Annotated in this window: 16 protein-coding genes; 6 read left to right on the top strand and 10 right to left on the bottom strand. The window is 64.9% G+C overall.

What is annotated here, in order from left to right; all coding sequences use genetic code 11:
* Positions 1-4: 4 nt before the first annotated feature.
* Both KG104_RS07070 and KG104_RS07065 read left to right on the top strand, forming a co-directional pair.
* Positions 5-1,171, top strand: a complete 1,167-nt coding sequence (locus KG104_RS07070) for a HoxN/HupN/NixA family nickel/cobalt transporter (RefSeq protein WP_207346560.1) — start codon at positions 5-7, stop codon at positions 1,169-1,171.
* A 21-nt stretch (positions 1,172-1,192) separates the two neighbouring features.
* Positions 1,193-2,122, top strand: a complete 930-nt coding sequence (locus KG104_RS07065) for an urea transporter (RefSeq protein ID WP_207346559.1) — start codon at positions 1,193-1,195, stop codon at positions 2,120-2,122.
* Positions 2,123-2,129: 7 nt separating this feature from the next.
* Here KG104_RS07065 and KG104_RS07060 read toward each other — a convergent pair whose 3' ends face one another.
* The 5 genes from KG104_RS07060 to KG104_RS07040 are packed head-to-tail and all read right to left on the bottom strand — an operon-like array spanning position 2,130 to position 8,969.
* Entirely contained in the window at positions 2,130-3,386 is a 1,257-nt protein-coding gene (locus KG104_RS07060) for an endo-1,4-beta-xylanase (RefSeq protein WP_207346558.1), read from the bottom strand.
* The gene (locus KG104_RS07055) at positions 3,383-5,755 is read right to left on the bottom strand and encodes a beta-xylosidase/alpha-l-arabinosidase (protein WP_207346557.1); all 2,373 of its coding nucleotides are present in this window, start codon (positions 5,753-5,755) and stop codon (positions 3,383-3,385) included. Before KG104_RS07055 ends, KG104_RS07060 begins: the two co-directional genes overlap by 4 nt.
* 8 nt (positions 5,756-5,763) lie before the next feature.
* Positions 5,764-6,636, bottom strand: a complete 873-nt coding sequence (locus KG104_RS07050; protein WP_104054663.1) for a carbohydrate ABC transporter permease — start codon at positions 6,634-6,636, stop codon at positions 5,764-5,766.
* Positions 6,636-7,661 (bottom strand): carbohydrate ABC transporter permease, encoded by a 1,026-nt coding sequence (locus tag KG104_RS07045; RefSeq protein WP_372434080.1) that lies wholly within the window; start codon positions 7,659-7,661, stop codon positions 6,636-6,638. Before KG104_RS07045 ends, KG104_RS07050 begins: the two co-directional genes overlap by 1 nt.
* Before the next feature lie 9 nt (positions 7,662-7,670).
* On the bottom strand, positions 7,671-8,969 hold the full coding sequence (locus KG104_RS07040) for an ABC transporter substrate-binding protein (protein WP_104160781.1): 1,299 nt from the start codon (positions 8,967-8,969) through the stop codon (positions 7,671-7,673).
* Between the two features lie 118 nt (positions 8,970-9,087).
* On the opposite strand from KG104_RS07040, the gene KG104_RS07035 reads away from it, so the two are divergent.
* Positions 9,088-10,104 (top strand): LacI family DNA-binding transcriptional regulator, encoded by a 1,017-nt coding sequence (locus KG104_RS07035; protein ID WP_104054666.1) that lies wholly within the window; start codon positions 9,088-9,090, stop codon positions 10,102-10,104.
* 73 nt (positions 10,105-10,177) lie between these two features.
* Here KG104_RS07035 and crcB read toward each other — a convergent pair whose 3' ends face one another.
* The 4 genes from crcB to KG104_RS07015 form a co-directional block, all read right to left on the bottom strand.
* The gene (gene crcB / locus KG104_RS07030; RefSeq protein ID WP_207346556.1) at positions 10,178-10,555 is read right to left on the bottom strand and encodes a fluoride efflux transporter CrcB; all 378 of its coding nucleotides are present in this window, start codon (positions 10,553-10,555) and stop codon (positions 10,178-10,180) included.
* Positions 10,552-11,010 (bottom strand): fluoride efflux transporter FluC, encoded by a 459-nt coding sequence (locus KG104_RS07025; RefSeq protein ID WP_104160780.1) that lies wholly within the window; start codon positions 11,008-11,010, stop codon positions 10,552-10,554. Before KG104_RS07025 ends, crcB begins: the two co-directional genes overlap by 4 nt.
* 239 nt (positions 11,011-11,249) lie before the next feature.
* The gene (locus KG104_RS07020) at positions 11,250-14,807 is read right to left on the bottom strand and encodes a S41 family peptidase (protein WP_207346555.1); all 3,558 of its coding nucleotides are present in this window, start codon (positions 14,805-14,807) and stop codon (positions 11,250-11,252) included.
* Positions 14,808-14,936: 129 nt separating this feature from the next.
* Entirely contained in the window at positions 14,937-16,556 is a 1,620-nt protein-coding gene (locus KG104_RS07015; protein WP_207346554.1) for a protein kinase domain-containing protein, read from the bottom strand.
* Between the two features lie 136 nt (positions 16,557-16,692).
* Between KG104_RS07015 and lipB the strand changes: the two genes are divergently transcribed.
* The 3 genes from lipB (at position 16,693) to KG104_RS07000 (ending at position 19,279) form a co-directional block, all read left to right on the top strand.
* Positions 16,693-17,415, top strand: a complete 723-nt coding sequence (gene lipB, locus KG104_RS07010; RefSeq protein ID WP_207346553.1) for a lipoyl(octanoyl) transferase LipB — start codon at positions 16,693-16,695, stop codon at positions 17,413-17,415.
* Positions 17,412-18,416 carry a lipoyl synthase gene (lipA, locus tag KG104_RS07005; protein WP_104054672.1) on the top strand — a complete coding sequence of 335 codons (1,005 nt, stop codon included), beginning with the start codon at positions 17,412-17,414 and terminating at the stop codon, positions 18,414-18,416. Before lipB ends, lipA begins: the two co-directional genes overlap by 4 nt.
* 110 nt (positions 18,417-18,526) lie before the next feature.
* On the top strand, positions 18,527-19,279 hold the full coding sequence (locus KG104_RS07000) for a DUF4191 domain-containing protein (protein WP_104054673.1): 753 nt from the start codon (positions 18,527-18,529) through the stop codon (positions 19,277-19,279).
* 97 nt (positions 19,280-19,376) lie between these two features.
* Here KG104_RS07000 and KG104_RS06995 read toward each other — a convergent pair whose 3' ends face one another.
* Positions 19,377-19,817 (bottom strand): RDD family protein, encoded by a 441-nt coding sequence (locus KG104_RS06995; protein WP_104160775.1) that lies wholly within the window; start codon positions 19,815-19,817, stop codon positions 19,377-19,379.
* Positions 19,818-20,063 lie beyond the last annotated feature (246 nt).

Here is a 20,063-nt window from a genome sequence, read left to right as displayed (position 1 = left end):
GACGGTGGACAAGCAGTCAAAGGTGCAGGGGCCGGCGCGCTCCTACCGGGCACAGGTGGTATTCGCGTTCATCCCGGTGGTGCTCCTGCACATCGCGGGTTTCGGCCTGTTCTTCTTTCTGGTCGAGCCGCTGCACCTGCAACTGGGGTCCTCCGTCTTTGGGGTGGGCATTGCCATGGTGGCCTATGTGCTGGGGGTACGACACGCCTTCGACGCTGACCACATCGCGGCGATTGACAACACCACCCGTAAACTCGTGGACCTGCGCAGGCCGGCCGCAGGGGTCGGTCTGTTCTTCTCTCTGGGCCACTCCACCATCGTCTTCCTGATGGCAGCGCTGCTGGCGCTGGGGGTGAGCTGGGCCGTTGGGCTGAGCGACGACGGAAATGAGGTGCGCAACGGCCTGGGCGTTTTCGGCACGCTGGTTTCCGGTGTGTTTCTGCTGCTGATCGGGCTCATCAACGCCGTCGCGTTCCTGGGGATCCTCAAAGTCTGGCGGGCTTCGCGCAACGGCGACCTCGACGAGCTGGCGCTGGAACGGCATTTGGAGGGACGCGGCTTCATCACCCGCCTCATCCGCCCGATGCTGAAAACGATCGATAGACCGGGGAAGATGTACGCTGTCGGGTTCCTGTTCGGGCTCGGCTTCGACACTGCCAGCGAGATCGCCCTCCTGGTGCTGGCCGGGACGGGGGCGGCGACCGGGCTGCCCTGGTACGCCATCCTCTGCCTGCCGCTGATCTTTGCTGCCGGCATGAGCCTGTTCGATACGTTGGATTCCGCCGTCATGGTGAAGGCCTACGGCTGGGCGAGCGTCAATGCGGTTCGCAAGCTGTACTACAACCTCACCATCACCGGACTCTCGGTGGTGATTGCCGTCATGATCGGCGGCATTGAGCTGATCGGACTGCTGAACGAGAAGCTCGGCCTGCGCGACCCGCTCACCGGGTGGGTGGCCAGCATCGACCTTGAGAATGTGGGCTACATCGTCGTGGGCACGCTGATCCTGGTCTGGTTCACCTCCACCGCCTACTGGCGTTTCGGCCATGTGGAGCAGCGATGGGCGCTGGCGAAAAGCGGGGCGGGCGCCGGCGGCGACGCAGCTGCACGGGGCGGATCCGATCCAGGCCCACAGCCGAAGCCGGAAACAGAAACAGGAGCGCCGCAATGACGCCCCGGGCAAGGACATGACATGAGCAGCGCAGCAGCAGCCACACCGAGCCCGGCTATCTCAGGCACAGGCTGGCTCAAGGGCTGGTGCGAGGGACTCTCGCAAATTTTCTTCCAGAGCAACATTTACACGGCCCTGCTGATCCTGGTTGCCTTCGCCGTATCGGATTGGCGCATGGCACTTCTCGTGTTGATCGGCTGTGCGGGAAACACCGTGGGAGGACGCCTGCTCAAGGCCGATCCCGCCTCGGTGACAACAGGAATGCAGGGCTTCTGCGGCGCCCTCGTTGGTGCCGGGACGTATTCGGCCATCGGCGGTCAGTGGGCCGCCTATCCGATTGCGCTCGTCGGCGGTTTGCTCTGCGCTCCGGTGACGTGGCTGGTGGTTGCCCTGTTCACGAAGACACCGCTGAAGATCTATGCCCTGCCCTCCACCACGGCACCGTTCTGCATCGTGGCAACCGGGATACTGCTCAGTACTCAGGCGCTGCGAGTGAGCGCAGCGCCGTCGGCCACCATCGACTCGGAAGCACTCGCGTTCGCACGCTCGCTGCTGACGAATGTCTCTGAGGTGGTGCTCATCAACAACGAGTGGTCCGGCGCCCTCATTCTGCTCGGGCTGTTCCTGGCCAGCTGGAAAGTTGGCCTGGCAGGACTGCTGGGAAGCGTGGTGGGGAGCCTGTGTGCGCTGGCAATGGGCGAGTCCCTCACTGAGACCGCAAACGGTCTGGCCGGATACTCCGGCGTGCTTACGGCCATTGCGCTCGCCGTGGTCTTTCTGCGCAGCAACTCAGTGTCCTGGGTGCTCGCCATCATTGGAACCGTGGTGACCGCTGTGGTCACGGTGGTGATGCACCGCCTTGACGCTCCCACCTACACCTGGCCGTACATCCTCACCACCTGGGTGTTCCTGGTGATCGCCTACTACATTCCGGCAGCCAAGCGCCCCTAAGCGTGCATCAGCGGAATCGGACGGTGGCCGTTTCACTCCCCCGCGAGAGCGAGACCGGTGCGCTCTGCCCGTCGCGCTTAATCACGTAGTCACCGAAGAAACCCGTGATCGACAAGCGTGCGTCATAATCCGTGCGCATCGGCGTTCGCGGCAGCCACCATTCGCCCTTAATCAGGGACTGCAGCGCGTAAAATGAGGGCTTCGGCGTGCCGTCGGCGCGAACAAACCCGCCCGGCGCACCGAGCCACGCTCCGTCGTCGGTGAGCCCCCAGTAGGTGATGGCCTGCACCGCCGGGTGGCCAACGAGTGAGCGGTAGTGGCGGACGATCTCGTCCGCTTGCCTGGCCTCTCCCCCGGGTGTCGACGGCCAGGATGGGATCTGATAGTCGTTGAGGTCGGTGACCTCCGGCGGCATGAGGTCCCCCGACAGCAGAGTCGTCTCCGTCAGATGGAGGGGCAGCCCGAAGCGGGCGAATCGGTCGACCATCGCCAGCATGGCCTCTTCTCCCCAATATCCCTGGTGCATGTGCGTCTGCAGGCCGATCGCGTCCACGGTGATCCCCGCTTCAAGCACGCGCTCGATCAGAGCTTCGTAGTCGCTCGACAAATCGAAGTCGTTCAAGACGAGCGTCGCCGAAGGGTTCGAGGCGCGAGCTTCCTCGAACGCGAGTTGAATCATGGGCAAGCGGCCAATGCTCTGTGCAAGCCGGGTGATACCGTTTTCCTCTGCAGTGAACACGGGCATGATGACGGCTTCATTGATGGCGTCCCACGTGTCGATGACCCCGGAAAAGTCGGTCACCTCGCGTCGGATCCTCTCGCGTTGCAGCCGCTCGATCTCCGCTACCGGTAAACCGGTGAGCCACTCGGGCGCGAGCGTGTGCCAGGTAAGCGGATGCCCCTTCACTGTCACTCCGTGCTCAGCGAACCACGAGGCGGTCCGGAGAAGTCTTCGGGTGTCCGGCTTGCCGGGGGTCGGCTCAAATCCCCGCCAGTAGAACGGAAGGGTCGCAGTGTTGAAAAGGTCGAGCCACAACGTCTGGAGATCCGGCAGCGCGGCGGCCGCAGCCCCGCCGAAAACGGGCTCCGCGGCCGCCTCCTGCCCGGTCTCCCTGTTGGCAAGCGGGATGAAGTCGAAACCGATGTTGCCGAACGCGAAGTGATGACGCTGCTGTTCGACAGTCACCTCCGCGTTGGGCACAGGGTTGCCGGCGGAGTCCAGCACGGTGACCTGCGCAGTCATCCGCCGGTGATCGACACTCACGGGGCGACCCGTGCGGTCTCCTTGAAACTCGGGTGGAAGGCCCGGTCAAAGCCCACGACACGTGCTTCACCGGAGAGCTGCACCGACTGTGTGACGCGCATGTCGGTGCTGGATGCTCCGAGACCAAGGACGATCTCCCCCGGTTCGACCACCCGCTCCCCGTTTCGGCCGGTGAAGCTGGTGACATCTGCGGGAATGTGTATCGAGAGCTCGACGGATTCGCCCGGCAACAGGTCAACGCGATGAAAACCGACCAGACGCTGCACCGGGCGCACCACTGACGCGACAGGATCGTGGACGTAAACCTGGACGATTTCTGTCCCGGAACGGTCCCCGGTGTTGCGCAGACGGAGACCGAGGGTCGCCGTGCCGTCGACTCCGATCGTTCCCGGCCCGTGCTGGCCGGCGCTCCAGTCAAAGGTCGTATACCCGATCCCGTGTCCGAACGGGAAGACGGCGGTCGGGTCAATGCTGGACACTCCGTTGGAGCGCCCCAGAGGAGCGGCCAGGTATGTGGACGGCTGCGTCCCCTCTGAGGCCGGGATGCTGACAGGCAGGCGTCCGCTCGGATTGACCCGGCCGGAGAGGATGCCGGCAAGCGCGGCGGTTCCTTCTTCTCCTGCGAAGAACGCTTGCAGGATCGCGCCGGCGCCCGTGACAGCGGATCCCAGCGCGTACGGTCGTCCGGCGAGCAGGGTGACGACGGCAGGAGTCGATGTTGCCAGGACGGCGTCGAGAAGGTTCTGTTGGGCACCGGGCAGACGGAGCGACTCGACGTCGCAGCCCTCACCGCTCGTGCCGCGGCCGAAGAGCCCGGCCCGGTCGCCGAGGGCGACGATGACGACGTCGGCCCGCGCTGCAGCATCCACCGCTGCGGAGATCCCGGCGGTTTCTCCTCCGTCGATCGTCGTCCCGGGAACGTATTCGATGTCGGCTTCGGGAAACTCGGTGCGGAGGCTGTCCAGCAGCGTGGGCAGTTCGATACCGAGGGGCGTGTCAGGGTGCTGCACGCCGACATGCGCAGGGAACGAGTAGCAGCCGAGAACGGCGAAGGGGTCGTCGGTCGTCGGCCCGACGACCGCAATCCGGCGCGGGGCGGCGAGCGGAAGGATCCCGTCGTTGCTCAAAAGCACGATGGACTGTTCGGCGATCTCGCGGGCGACCGCCCGATTACCGGCGTTGTCCAGGTCGATGGTGCCGCGGATGCCTTCCGGATTGTCGACGTCGACGTCCCGCAGCGCTCCGGGCGTGGCATCCCAGTCAGGATCAAGCAGTCCGAGTTCTACCTTCTGGCGCAGCACACGCCGGAGGGCACGATCGATAATCTCCTCGGACAGGGCTCCTGACCGGACCGCTTCAATCAGCGGCGCACCGAAGGTCTTCACCGTCGGCAGCTCTACGTCCACGCCGGCAGTGAGCGCCAGAGCGGCCGCCTCGCCCCACGAACCTGCGACGCCGTGAAGCAGTTTCAGGAAGGCGATCCCGAAGTAGTCGGCAACGACGGTGCCGTCGAAACCCCAGGTGTCGCGCAGGATACCGGTGAGCAGCGACTCGTCAGCCGCCGACGGCACGCCGTCGAGGTCGGTATAGGAGTGCATGACCGAACGCGGCTTTCCTTCGCGCATGACCATCTCGAATGGAACGAGCAGCACGTCAGCGAGTTCACGCGGACCGACCGAGACCGGCGCGAGGTTACGGCCGGCCTTCGACGCCGAGTATCCGACGAAGTGCTTGAGGGTTGCGACTATCCCTGCGGACTCGAGGCCGCGGACGTACGCCGTTCCGATGCTGCCGATGAGATACGGGTCCTCACCGATGGTTTCCTCGACGCGTCCCCAGCGGGCATCCCGAACCACGTCGAGTACCGGGGCAAGGCCCTGGTGGATGCCGACCGAGCGCATGTCTGACCCGATGCGGCGGGACATCCGCTCAATGAGTCCGGGATTGAAGGAAGCTCCCCAGGCGAGGGGCACCGGATAGGCTGTCGCTCCCCAGGTGGCGAAGCCGGCCAGGCATTCTTCATGCGCAACGGCCGGGATTCCGAACCGGTTGGATGCCGCAATCCGGCGCTGGCTGCGCAGGAGGGACAGCGCGCCGAGTGCCGGGTCAACAGGAGCCGAGCCGAACGGCCGGGTCAGCTGGCCGAGCCCGCTCGGCAGGAGCGCGTCGAGGTCAACGAGGTCGTCCATGTCGTTCTGATGCGGGGCAACGTCACCGCCCTCATTGGACGCGCCAACCCAGACGCCGAACAGCTGGGCAGTCTTCTCCTCGAGTGTGAGCTCGGCGAGGAGTGCTTCGACGCGGTCCGAAGCGGATGCGCTGACGTCGCGCCATGCCGGCGCCGTCGTCGTGGATGTTGTGTTGCTCAAGGAAAGTCCTATCCTTTGACCGCGCCGGTGAGTCCGCCGACGATGCGGCGCTCAAACAGCGTGAAGAAGATGAGTGCTGGAATCATGGACAGCGAAGTGAAGGCGAGTACCTTTGCCGTGTCCACCGAATACTGCGAAGCGAACGCCTGGACTCCGAGCGGGAGGGTGTAGGACGCCTGGTCGCTGAGGATGAACAGCGGCAGAAGGTAGCTGTTCCAGCTCGCCACGAAGGCAAGAATGCCCGTCGTCACGACGCCCGGCAGGGACAGCGGAACCACCATCCGGAAGAAGAAGCCCAGGCGGCTGGTACCGTCAATCGCCGCTGCCTCTTCGATTTCGTCGGGGATGGCTTTGAGGAACGGCACCAGGATGATGATCGTCACCGGCAGGCCGAAGGCAATCTGCGGGAGAATCACGCCGCCCAGGCTGTTCATCAAGCCCAGGTCCCTGACGAGGATGTAGAGCGGCGTGATCGCCACGGTCATCGGGAACATGAGCCCGGCGGCGAAGAGCGAATACATCGCCCCGCGGCCGGCAAAGTTGTACCGCGCAAGAATGAAGCTGGCCATCAGCCCGAGCACCACCACACCAACGGTCGTGGCAATCGCGGCAATTGCCGAGTTGCCGACCTGCTGCCAGAAGGTCGGGCTCGCAAGCACCTCCGCGTAGTTGTCGAAATTCCACGGGTTTGGGAGTCCCGCGGGCGAATTGGTGATCTGCGAGTTGTCGCGGAAGCCGCCGAGAATAATGTAGATGACGGGTCCGAGGCAGAGTGAGATGAAGACAAACGCGACGAAGTAGGTCGCGGGGCTGCCCCATGGCTGGCGCTCCCTTGGCGGACGCTTTTTGCGCGGGCGCGTGGGAGTTTCGATAGCAGTCATCACTTCTTTCCTGACGTGAGGGCACCGGCGGTGTCCCGCCGAAGAACGAACCGCTGGTAGATCAATGCGATGACGAGGGAGATCAGGAACATGACGACGGCGACAGCGCTGCCGTAGCCGAAGTTGCCCGATGTGCGTCCGTTGGCAACCATGTAGGTGGCCATGGTCGAGGTCCCGGCTGTCGAGGCGACGTACTGTCCCCAGATGATGAAGACCAGGTCGAACAGCTGCAGCGAGCCGATGATGGACAGGAACGCCCAGATCCGCACGGTCGGCCCGAGAAGGGGCAGCGTAATGGTGCGCTGGGTCTGCCAGTAGCTGGCGCCGTCGATCGCGGCTGCCTCGAACAATTCGCTGGGAATGCTTTGCAGCCCGGCGAGGAAAAGAATGACGGCAAATCCGATGTACTTCCACGAGATGATCACCATCAGGGACCAGATGGCGATCTTCGGATCAGAGAGCCAGTCTGCCTTGAACGCTCCCAGCCCGATGCTGTCCAGCAGCCCGTTGACGGCACCGGATGTCTGCAGCATGAGGCCCCAGCCGATCCCGACTATGACCTCGGAAATGATGTACGGGACGAAGATGAGGACCCGGATGAGCGAGCGGCCCCGGATGCTCCGGTTGAGCAGGAGCGCGAGGACAACCGCAATGGGGCCCTGAATGACCAGGGAGAGCACCAGGATGAACCCGTTGTGCAGCAGCACGTCGTGAAACGCGCTGTCCTGGAAGATGATCTTATAGTTGTCGAAGCCGACGAAGTCTGTGGCCGGCCCAAAGCCCTTCCAACGGAAGAAGCCGTAGTAGCCGGCCAGGACCACCGGGAAGATGACGAAGCCGACAAAAACGAAGATGGCCGGCCCGGCCAGAAGCGTGATCTCGAGGCGTTTGCGCCAGTCCGTTGCACGCCGCCTGGGCCGCGGTGCGGCAGGGGACGACGCGCGGGCGCCGTCCCCTGCCTTAACCGTGCCCCGCGGCGGCTGAGCGTCCGTCATCAACGGAGCGCCGCCTGCAGGTTCAGTCATTGTCTGCTGCTATCCCTTGGCCGCTGCGTCGTTCACAGCGGAGACGATATCTTCGGCGGAGCCCTGACCGGCGAGCATATCGACAACCCCCTTATTCAGCGCGTTACCGACGTTCTGGCCGAACAGGGTGTCCAGCCACACCGTCACGTACGGTGCGTCGTTGTATGCCTGGAGGATCGACTGAAGCGCCGGGTCGGTAACAGCTGCCTGGGCGTCCTGATTGGCCGGAAGAGTCTGGAACGCGTCCGCGTAGTCCTCCTGGTATTCCTGCTGCATGAAGAAGTTCAGGAATGCAGTGCACTCTTCCTGCGGCGCCTGGGCGGAGCAGGTGAATCCGTCGACGCCGCCCATCATGGCGCCTTCGGCGCCGTCGCCTCCGTCAACGGCGGGGAACGGGAACCAGTCCAGGTCTTCCAGCGGTTCCTGGTCGGGGGTCAGCGATGCGATGACACCCGGGTTCCAGGCACCCATGAGTTCCATGGCTGCTTTGTGGTTCGCCAGCAGACCTGCAGAGCTTCCGGCGCCCTGCTGTGCCGAGGTGGTGAGGAATCCGTTATTGAACGGTTCCGTTTCCACGAACGCTTCCATCTCTTTTCCGGCCTCAAGCCAGCACGGGTCGTCAAACTTCTTCGACTCGGCCGCTTCGTCCATCGTGTCCTGCGAGCATGAGCGCAACGCGAAGAAGTAGTACCAGTGGGCAGCGGGCCACGCGTCCTTGGCGCCGACGGCGATGGGGGCGATACCGGCAGTCTTGAGTTTGTCGACGGCGGAACCGAGCTCGTCCATTGTCGTCGGCGCCGCGTCGACGCCCGCTTCGGCCAAGAGGTCCTGGCTGAAGAAGATGCCGCCGGGCAGCACGGCGGTCGGCATGCCGTAAATTTTGCCGTCAACCTCGAAGGCGTTCAGCACGCCTTCGGGCACAGCGGCCCTGGTGGCATCGTCGATGGAATCGGTAATATCCATGGCCTGTCCGGCCGCAACCACATCCGCAAGCTTGCCACCGCCCCGCGCCATGAAGATGTCGGGCGCATCGCCGGAGTTCAGCGCTGTCTGCAGCTTCCCGTCCATTTCCTCGTTCTGGATGGACTGGATGTCGATCTTTACGCCGGGGTTTGCCTCCTCGAACGCTGCAACCGTCTTCTCCCAGTGCGCCTTGCCGGCGCCCGTCGTCGAGTTATGCCAGAACGTCATGGTGACGTCGCCGTCTTCTGTTCCTCCGCTGCCGGAGCCACACGCTGACAGACCGCCGAGCGCGATTGCGGTCGCCGCCCCAACTGTCAGCAGCTTCCTGATACCGTGCTTGTTCATCTTTGAACGCCTCTCGAAAGTTTCGACATTTGCGTCGAAAGCACCTAATGTGGTGTGAGCCTAGCAGCGGCACAGTTAAACGCAAGGGTTTCCCCTAACTAATACAGATTGGACCCTAATGGCCGACTCAGGCGGCAAGGTCAAACTCAATGAATTGGCCGTTGAGGCGGGAGTTTCACTCTCCACGGTTTCGAAAGTCCTCAACGGACGATCAGATGTGTCCGCACAGACGCGGGCAAAAGTCGAGGAGCTCCTCGGCAAGCACGGATATCAGCGGCGCCCCGGCCTGCCGAACAGAGACACCCTGATCGAGCTCGTTTTCCCCGAACTCGAGACAGCCTGGGCCATGGAGATAATTCGGGGAGTCGAAAATGTCGCCCGTGCCAACGATTTGAGCGTTGTACTTACCGAGTCAGGTGACCGCCATTCCCCGTCCCCGGCCTGGATCACCGGGGTTCTCCGCCGGCGCCCGGTTGGGGTGGTGCTCCTCTTCGCCGATCTCGCGGCGGAAGCCAAGGCGGCCCTGAAATCCCGCGCCATTCCGTTCGTCATCATCGACCCGGCCGGCGATCCGGCCCCCGATGTTCCCGCGGTCGGCTCGGCGAACTGGTCCGGCGGCCTCGTTGCCACCCGCCATCTCATCGAACTGGGACACACCAGGATTGCCGCGATCACCGGCCGCGACGACATGATGTGCTCCTTCGCCCGCGTCGACGGATACCGGTCCGCCATGAACTCGGCCGGTCTTGAGATCGATGAACGCTTCGTTCGATTCGGCAACTTCCGGGTGGACGGCGGCCGCCGCATCGCCCTTGAGCTCCTGACGCTGCCCGACCGACCCACAGCGATCTTCGCGGGAAGCGACCTCCAGGCACTTGGCGTCATCGAGGCGGCCAGAACCCTCGGGCTGCGGGTGCCTCTTGATTTGTCCATCGTCGGTTATGACGATCTGCAGCTCGCCCAGTGGTCCAGCCCTGCCCTCACAACCGTGCATCAGCCGCTCACTGAGATGGCCGAGGAGGCGGCGCGGCTCGTCATCCGCATGAGTGAGGGCACCCTGGAAACCATCCCCCGGATGGACCTCGCAACGCGGCTCGTCATCCGTGACAGTACGGCCGCGCCGGCTGCGGGCTGACGGGCCAAGCAGAGATCAACCCCTCGGCCTTCATCTCACCTTCGAGTCCTGCTCGGATCTCCACCATTGCTCTTTACAGCTCCGCACCGACCCAGAGGCCGATCACGGCGGCCGCAACCGACACCACGAGCATGACGATACCGCTGATGAATGACGCGCCGTAGCGACCCTTCTTGATGAGCTGCACCGTCTCGTAGCTCGCCGTGCTGAAGGTCGTGTAACCGCCGAGGAAACCGGTGCCGATCACGATGCTGACGTCGGTCGACACAAAGTGCTCGATGGTGAGGCCGGTAAGAAAACCGAGCACCAGGGAGCCGGAGACGTTGATGATCGTCGTCGCCCACGCGAACCGCGTCTTGGAGTGGGCGCGGATGAAGCCGTCCAGGATGAACCGCACCACGGCGCCCAACCCGCCGGCCAGGGCGAGCATCAGGAAAATTCCCGGGGTCATGTTGCGTCCTCCTGCTCATCTTTACGCGGACTCGAGCTCCGGTTATTGACGGCACTCGCAATGGCGATGCCCGCCCAGGTGGCGCAGGCGCCGATGATCACCGTTGCAAGCGCGTAGATCACCGCGGACCCGGGGAGCCCGTCACGAAAGAGCACCGCAGTGTCGGTGGCCAGCGAACTGTAGGTGGTGAAGCCGCCGCAGAAGCCGGTGCCGAGCAGCAGCTTGAGGTTCGCGCCGGTCGGGCGCGCCTTGTCGAGGCGGGTGACGGCTTCATAGAGGTAACCGAGCAGGAAAGCGCCGACCACGTTGATGATCGGGATGGCGATAGGAACCTCGCCGAGGTTCGGGATGGCGAGAGAAAGGCCCTCGCGGCTGGCGGCACCGAATCCACCGCCGACGAAAACAAGCGCAATCGCCGCCCAGCGCAGGTAGGACGGACGCGTAGCGGTATTCATTCGATGCTCCGAGGTTGGGTGGGGTTCCGGGAAACGCCGATGTCCGGTCGCTCCTCGGAAACGTCGGGATAGATGCCCATTTTCCGACGGTACTCCTACGCCCGTGCGCCTTCAACGCTGCAAGCTCTTGGGTGTCTGCGCTGGCCGGAACGCCGCAAAATGAAGGGACTCACAGCCCCGCTGCCCGCGGCCCTGCCTGCGAAGCAGAAGCAGGGCCGCGGACAGCCCAAGACCAGGGGCTAGTGCCGGCCCGGAACCGCAGAGGAAGCCGCAACCGGTCCGGGAACCGTACCTCCGGGCACAGCCGCCGCCCCGGGCTCCGCCTGCGGACGCGGAGGAAGCGGGGCAGGCTGAAGTGACCGGTAGCCGGTCATGGCCGGCGGCTGATCCGTGGGGATCTCCGACAGCATTTCGCGCAGGATGCCAACGCCGTGCTCCAGCTGGGGGTCATCCCCTGCCACATAGGCATGCGGCGGGAACGCCACCTCAATGTCCGGCTCCACTCCCCGGTTTTCCACGTCCCAGCCCACACCTCCGGTGAACCAATAGGCGTACCGGGGCTGGTTGACCACGGTCCCGTCCACCAGGTGGAACCGGCCGTCAATGCCGACGACGCCGCCCCAGGTCCGGGTGCCGACCACCGGTCCGATACTGCGCAGCTTGGCCACCTGGGTGATGATGTCACCGTCCGAACCGGCGAACTCGTCCGTCAGGATCACCACGGGCCCCCTCGGAGCATGGTCCGGATAGGGGGTGGGCTTTCCGCCGCGGGGGTTGGCCCAGGCAGTCACCTTCCGCCCGATCAGCTCGGCCACCAGCTGGGACGTGTGTCCCCCGCGGTTGCGCCGGACGTCCACCACCAGGGCCTGCTTCGATGCCTCCTGGTCCAGGTCACGGTGCAGCTGTGACCAGCCGTTGGCCACCATGTCCGGGATGTGCAGATAACCGAAAGCGCCGTCGGATGCGTCGCGGACAATGCGGCGGTTGGCGTGGACCCAGTTCTGGTAACGGAGGCGTTCCTCGCTGCGCAGCGGCACGACGGCGATACGGCGCTGGGAGGGTGCGCCGTCGTCGTTTGTGGAGACAATGGTCAGCTCCACGGTGCGGCCGGCCGCCCCGGCAAGCAGCGGAGCGGGTCCTTCGCCGGCCGGAACGGGCTGCCCGTCCACGGCGGCGATAATGTCGCCGGGGTGGACGTCCGCACCCGGGGCGCTCAGCGGTGACGTAGCCTGCGGGTCCGAAGACTCGGCGCCAAGAATGCGCACCACCTCCCAGCCGCCGGCTCCCGGCAGCAGGTCGGCGCCGAGGAACCCCTGGCTTCCCGAGCCCGGTTCCGTGACGGGAGCCGGAGTGACGTAGGCGTGGGAGGTGCCAAGTTCCCCGTGCATTTCCCAGAGCAGGTCAACCAGGTCATCGTGGCCGCCGAGGTTCTGGACCAGCGGCCGGTAGCGGGAGTGGACGCCTTCCCAGTCCAGACCGCCCATGTCCGGAGCCCAGAAGAAGTCGCGCTGCAGCCGCCAGGCCTCGTCAAAAGCCTGCCCCCACACCTGAACCGGATCAATCCGCACCCGGATCCGGCCCAACTCCACCCGGATGTTCTCGCCGGAATCTTCCTCAACTTTGGCGGAGGCGGGAACCACCCGGACACCGCTGTCGTGGCGCAGCACCACCTTGGTGCCGTCACCGCTGACCTCAAAATCGTCCAGGGCCGGTACAAGGATGGACAGATCCTTCTTCACAAGATCGAAGCGTTCCAGCCGGGAGGCCGGGTCGCGGTCAGTGGCTGTGGCCCGGCCATCGCCGGTCACTCCGTAGATGTCAGCGGCCTGCCACAGCAGGGCTGAGTCTGCGGTCCGGAGCTTCTCGTAGCGTCCCTGCGGGACGGGAACGGCAATAATCCGGTCCCCTATCCGGTCAGCATCCACCACCACATCAGGAACCGCGGCGGCCTTTGCCCCACCGTCATCTTTAGCCGCGTCCCCTGCGGCAACCGCCGCGGTGCCCGAAACCGAAGGCCCAAAGGGCGACGGTGTGCCCGCTGCCAGTGCCACCAGGAACGGCTTGGTGGAGGACGGGAAGCTCAAATCGAAGCGGTGCGTGTCATAGACAGGATCAAAGCTGCGCTCGGAAAGGAAGGCCAAGTAGCGGCCGTCAGTGGTGAACGAGGGATCGTGGTCCGTAAACCGGCCGTCAGTCACATCGATCACCGGTGCTTCCGTATCCAGCACGGACCGGAGCCGGATCCGGGTGCGCCCGTCCGCGCTGGACGGTTCCGCCCAGGCAAGCCACTGGGAGTCCGGCGAAAAGGCGAGCTGATCTACGGCGCCGAAGCCCGTGGAGGCCACCGGGAACAACTGGGCCGCAGCGACGTCGAGCACAAAGACTTCACCGTATTCGGTGGCCACGCCCACGCGCTTTCCGTCCGGACTGGGCGCCAGCTGGCTGACCCGGGTGGGCCGCTCGAACTCCACACGGACAGTGCTGTCCCCCGGTTTGGGGGCGGATTCAGGCGTGGAGGCGGATTCGGGCGACTGTCCTCCCGCCGGAGATTCTGCAGCCAGCGGTCTTGCCTGCGGCAACCCGGCAGACCCGGCTGCGGACACCGGGCTGGGCAGAACCAGGCCGGCGCCGTCTGCGTCTTTCGCGGCAGGATCGGAAACGGGCGCCTCCTCCGCGGCCCGGGAGCCGGCAGCGGATCCAACCGACAGCTCGGCGAAGACATCCTTAATGTAAATCGCTTCTTCCCCCTGGCGGTCCGAGACGAACACGGCCCGGGAATCGCCCAGCGGGCGGCCCAGGCGGGCGCGCACCGCGGAATCCGCCTCAATGACCCGGGAAGGCCCGTCGCGGTGGGTGAGCCAGTGAAGCGTGCCGTGGGTTTCCACCACGCTGGCGTTTCCGGCGGCATCGGGGACGACGCCGGCAAGATGCCTGGCAACGTCCAGCGGACGCGGGCGCCGGGCAGTGCCGGCGGACCCGAGGACGATGTCCAGGGGCTGGGCTTCAGCGTCCAGTGAGGGCAGCAGCCACAAACGTCCTGCCGATTCGAAGACAATGCGGCTGCCGTCCGAGGAAGCGTGGCGGACATAGAAGGTGTCAAAGTCCGTGTGCCGGCGCAGATCCGAGCCCGACGGCGTCACCGAATACAGGTTGCCGTATCCCTCGTGGTCGGACAGGAAAGCAACCCGCCCCTCAATCCACATGGGGTCCGACAAGTTGCCGTCAAGCTCGGGGACAAGGCGTTCGAATTCCCCGTTGCCGTCCGCGTCAATCCACAGTTTTCCGGCCGTGCCGCCGCGGTAGCGCTTCCACCAGGCCTGTTCACGGGTGAGCATGCTGCCGATGACCATGGGGCGTTCATCACCGACGGCCGGTCCTTCGGCGATGGTTTCCACCGGGCCGTACGGAAGCTTGACGGGCGCTGCGCCGTCCAGGGGAACGGCGAAGGCCCACCGCAGGCGGCTGTCCTCCTGCTCCACGGAACTGGTGGCTATAACCTGCCCCGCCGAGTTGAATCCCTTCATGCGGGTACTTTGGCTGCCCCAGAAGGTCAGCTGCCGGAAGTTCCCGCCGCTGACATCCGCCGTGACGATCTCCGGAGCACCGCCCTGGAGCACCTGCCACGCCACTTGGGTGCCGTCCGGAGAGAACTTCGGGCTGCGGGCCGGCAGCTGCATGGAAGAAACGCGCCAGGCACGTCCGCCGGTAACCGGCGCCATCCAGACGTCGTCTTCCGCCACAAAGGTGACGAGATCGCCATGCAGATCGGGGTAACGAAGGTAAGCAGTTGAACTCATGGATCGATCCTATCTTTCACGGACCGCTCGGCTTTTCAGAAACAGACCGGCTGCGGCATATCGCAGAGACCGGGTCAGCCCGATGAGGACGGTACCGGCGGCACCGGCGGCACCGATGACAGCTACGGCTCAGGCGGGCGGCGCCAAAATGTCCTCGATGCGCCAGCCGTCTGCGGTCCGCACCATGACCAGGACAACGTCTTGGTTGGATATTGCCGCCACGTTCCGGACCATTGCCCCGCGTGCGTCACGCTCCGCGTAGGCAGAAGTGGAGACGGCGGCCCGTATGCTGACCTTCCCTTCCTGCCCCGGTACGGCCGGTCCCGCGGACACAATCTCGACCGCCAGTCCGGAGAGCACTGTGCCGGAGGCCTCGAGTTTGGAGATTTCCGCCTGATCCGCTTGCATGGCCGGCGAGCGCGGCACGTTGATGTCCGTGAGCAACTCCGCGTCAGCTGCGGTGAACGCGCGTGCCCTCAATTCGGCGAGGGCACGCGCCGCTGCCACGGGATCGCTGCCGTTGACCATGAGCTGAAGCTCCGGACCCGTTGTCCGGGCCAGCGACAACTGTTCGGCAGGTTCACCCGGTTCCGTCCCCGATCCGTCGTCGGTGCCCGTCGGAGCGGGTGTGTTTGCTCCCGAACCGATATCCGGGTCTGCTCCTTTGTCCGCGTCATTGACGGGGGCGGCACCCGACGCAGGCGGCGCGGTTTCGGGTTCCCCTGACGCCGCGCCCTGCAGGATTTCCGGCGCGGCTACCGCCACAGCTCCCAGTCCCATGGTTGCTGCCACGAGCACGGCAGCTGCCCCCAGCAGCACCCGGTTTGGCCGGTGTTTCTCCTCCCGGTGTTCCGGAAGGGCGCCCTCCCGGTGCGCCTGCCCCGGGTTTGCCCGCCGGACCCGCCTCAGCAAACCCCCGGCGCCTCTTCCCCGCTCCAGCCGGGATCGGCGCGTGGGTAATCCGCCAGCGGGGCCGGGAGCCTTCGCCAGGGCCAGGTTCAACGGCTCGGCGGGCATCGATTCAAACACCCGGCGGGCAAACTCAGCAGCGTCAGGCCGAAGCCCCGCTTCCTCCTGCAGTCCGGCATCAATAACCTCAGCGAGCGCTGCCGGGATTTCAGGAACCAGAACGGACAGCGGCAGGCGTCGTTCAGCCGGGGGCAGCGCCCGTCCCGTCAGGATGAGCCATCCCACCGAGGCGAGGGCCAGGACGTCACCCTCCTGCGACGCCGCTGATACCCGCCCGGTTCCGAGCAGGGCCGCGGTCCCGAGATCGGCCAACAGGGGTTTACCGCTGGAAGTGAAGAGGATGTTGTTGGGCGAAACCTCACCGTGACAGACGTTCAGGGTATGAAGATAAGCCAGCACTGACGCCACCCCCACCAGCACCGTCACGGCCTCTCCCGGCCCGAGAGTGCCCCGGGCCTGCAGCACCCGGCCAAGGGAACCTCCCTGGGCCCACTCCATCAGCAGCCCCGGTCCCTGATCCGTATCCAGGACGGTGTGGACGCGCAGCAGGTTTTCATGCTCAAAACGGGACAGGATGTTCAGCTCCCGCCGGGTTTCAAAGGTGGTTCCGGGACCACCCGGTGCGGCAGCGGGAATCTTCAGCGCAAAGCGGGCGCCGTCGCCCTCCCTCGCCACGGCCCATACCCGGGCCGTGGCGCCCGAGCCGAGCAGCTGCCCGGCCCGGTACCCCTCATCGACTTCCGGCGGGCGGGCTGGACCAGCCGGTTCATTGAACTCCATGCACTCTGTTGTAGTCCGAACCGCCGCATCGTGCAGAAGTTATCCACAGCTGTTCCAGGCACGGGATCACACCCTCTTCCAAGGTGTGATCAACGCCATAGTCGGAACTTCTGCCGCGGCAGTCTAGGCTGTCCCCATGGCTTTGGAGTTCCTGCGCATCGGCCTTGCCCCGGATTACGTGGATTACCTGGATGGTTGGGACCGGCAACGTGTCCTGCATGAGCGTGTTCTGGCCGGCTCGGCACCGGACACGGTGTTGCTGCTGGAGCATTCCCCCGTGTACACAGCCGGCAAACGGACTGAGGACCATGAACGGCCCTTTGACGGAACACCGGTGATCCCCGTGGACCGCGGCGGCAAGCTTACCTGGCACGGCCCGGGCCAGCTGGTGGGATACCCCATCCTTCGGCTGCCCGATCCCAGCAAGGTCGCAGACTATGTGGCCACGCTGGAGGACGCACTCATCGCCGTCCTCGCCGACTACGGGATCCGCGGCGAACGGGTCGCCGGCCGCTCCGGCGTGTGGGTGCGCGACGGCGGCCCCGACCGGAAGATCGCCGCAATCGGCATCCGGGTCAACCATGGCGTCACAATGCACGGCTTCTCACTGAACTGCAGCAACGATCTGGCCCCCTACGCGCAGATCGTGGCCTGCGGAATCACGGACGCGGGAACCACTTCCATCTCGGCCGAGACCGGCCAAGTTGTCACGCCTGCCGATCTGGTGTCCCGGGTGGAGGAAGAACTCCTTCACCGCAGGGACCATCTTGTCCGCGAACATCCTGTTCGGGTCACGGACACCATCTCTCCGGAACCGGGCGCCACCGCGCCGGGCCGGCTGAAAGGATCCCTCCTATGACCCTCGCCCCCGAAGGACGCCGCCTGCTGCGCATCGAACAGCGCAACGTAGCCGTGCCCGTGGAACGCAAGCCGGAGTGGATCAAGGCCAAAGTGGCCATTGGCCCCGAGTACGTGCACCTGAAGGAACAGGTCAAGAAGGAAGGCCTGCACACCGTCTGCGAGGAAGCCGGCTGCCCCAACATTTTCGAATGCTGGGAGGACAAGGAGGCCACATTCCTGATTGGCGGCTCTGAATGCACCCGCCGGTGCGACTTCTGCCAAATCGACACCGGCAAACCCTCAGCAGTGGACCTTTTCGAGCCCACCAAAGTTGCCCGTTCGGTGCAGAAGATGAACCTGCGCTACGCCACGGTCACCGGCGTGGCCCGCGACGACCTCGAGGATGAGGGTGTCTGGCTCTATGCAGAAACCATCCGGAAGATCCACGAACTGAACCCGGGCACCGGCGTCGAAATCCTGATTCCGGACTTTTCCGGCAAACCCGAGCACATCGAGGCAATCTGCGCTGCCCGCCCCGAGGTCTTTGCCCACAACGTGGAAACCGTGCCGCGGCTCTTCAAGCGCATCCGGCCGGCCTTCCGCTACGAGCGTTCGCTTGACGTCATCACGCAGGGACAGAAGCTGGGCATGGTCACCAAGTCCAACCTGATCCTGGGGATGGGTGAAACACGCGAGGAGCTTTCCGGCGCCCTCCGGGATCTGCGCGACGCCGGTTGCGACCTGATCACGATCACCCAGTACCTGCGCCCCAGTGAGCGCCACCTTCCGGTGGACCGGTGGGTGAAGCCGCAGGAGTTTGTCGAGCTCAGCGACGAAGCCACGGAACTGGGTTTCCTGGGCGTGATGAGCGGACCCCTTGTCCGTTCCTCTTACCGGGCGGGACGGCTCTGGGCGGGCGCCATGCGCAGGAAAGGGCTTGACCTGCCCCCTCAGCTGGCACATATCGAGGATTCAGGCTCCACCCTCCAGGAAGCGTCCACCATTCTCGCGCGCGGCTGACCGCTCTGTCCGCCCGGCGCGAACCGGCACCGCCCAAACCGCCGGAGTTACGCTTTCGCACTGTTTCACGGCACGGAGCGGATACGGATATCACGTAGAATTGAACCACTATGGCCAACAGCACAGATTCCGACGCACCCAAGAGCGCCCGCCGCGGCCTCTTCTCCCGCAAGCCCAAAGCGGAAAAGAAGAAAAAAGGCCCGGGCCGCATGAAGCAGATCGCCGACGTCTTCAAGATGACGCGGCGCAACGACCCCAACCTGGTGTGGGTGATGGCAGGTGCGTTCCTGGGCATCATCGCCGTCGGGCTGCTGATCGGGCTGCTGATCGACAACTGGATCACGATGCTTATCATCGCGGTCCCCCTGGGCCTGCTGGCCGCTGTATTCATCCTGTCCCGCCGCGCCGAACGCGCAGCCTTCACCCAAATTGAGGGTCAGCCGGGAGCGTCCGGTGCCGCCCTCAGCATCCTGCGCCGCGGCTGGATCCTGGAAGAGCAGCCCGTTGCCGTGAACCCGCGCAGCCAGGAAGCCGTCTTCCGTGCCATCGGACGCCCGGGCATCGTCCTGGTGACCGAGGGCGCACCGGGCCGCGCAAAGGCACTGGCCGACGGCGAACGCCGCCGTATGAACCGCATCGCGCCGAACGTACCCGTGCATGTCATCCAGACCGGCAAGGGAGAGAACCTCACCCCGCTGTCACAGGTCGCAAAGAAGGCCAAGAAACTGCCCAAGGCGCTGACCAAGCAGGAAGTCCAGGCCGTCAACAAGCGCCTGGCGGCCCTGGGAACGCGCCTGCCGATCCCCAAGGGCATTGACCCGTACAAGGCCCGTCCGGACCGCAAAGCTTCACGCGGACGGTAAAGGCCTCCACAACACCAAAACAATGAAGGGCCCCTCCTCTGGAGGGGCCCTTCATTGTTGACGGAAAGCAAACAAATCAGCGGGTGGGACGGTTTCGCTAGTGCTTGACCTTCACGAGGACGGTTCCCATGGCGCGGTCGTGCAGGCCGCGCTGGTCCTCATCGAAGACAACGGCCGGAATCACCACGCACAGCAACAGCGTGCGCACGACGGCGGCCAGCGGGCCTGCGGGCCGGCCGTCCAGCTTCTGGACCTGCAGGCTGAACGCGCGGTGCCCAATGCCGTATCCCAGCAGTGACACGAGCACGATCTGTTCCACGGCGAAAATGGCGAGGATGGCGGTGGAGGAGCCGCCAAAAAACGCATAACCAATGACCGAGGCAATAGCCCAGTCAATAATGATTGCGCCCAGCCGCGGGCCCACGCGCGCGATGCTGCCGGGACCGGTCTTTGGCCGCCCCAGCCGCTTGCCCGGCCAGGAATTCTCGTCGGAGGGAGGCCCTTCAAGCCACGAACCTAAACTTCTTCTATCAACCACCGTTTAAGACTACCCGGACTGTGTGTTGCGCCGGCCCGGGTGGCAAATGCCCGCGTCAGTTCCGTACACGCTAGGGTGGAGGGGAGACTTCGGTTTGCGTAACTTGGCTGAAACACGGCCGTCACGGATGAGAAATTAGTTGGCCCTAGAGTTCTAAGCAGTTGACAGCGATCCCGTTTCCAGCCTGCTGCAGGTCAGGATGTGCAGTCCGGAGTCATCCACCCAATTGTGTATAAGGAGCAAAGT

This window comes from Arthrobacter sunyaminii (assembly GCF_018866305.1).
GTDB classification, from domain to species: domain Bacteria; phylum Actinomycetota; class Actinomycetes; order Actinomycetales; family Micrococcaceae; genus Arthrobacter_B; species Arthrobacter_B sunyaminii.
The sequence above is the reverse complement of the archived record's forward strand: the minus strand, read 5'-3'. Positions and strand labels throughout refer to the sequence as shown.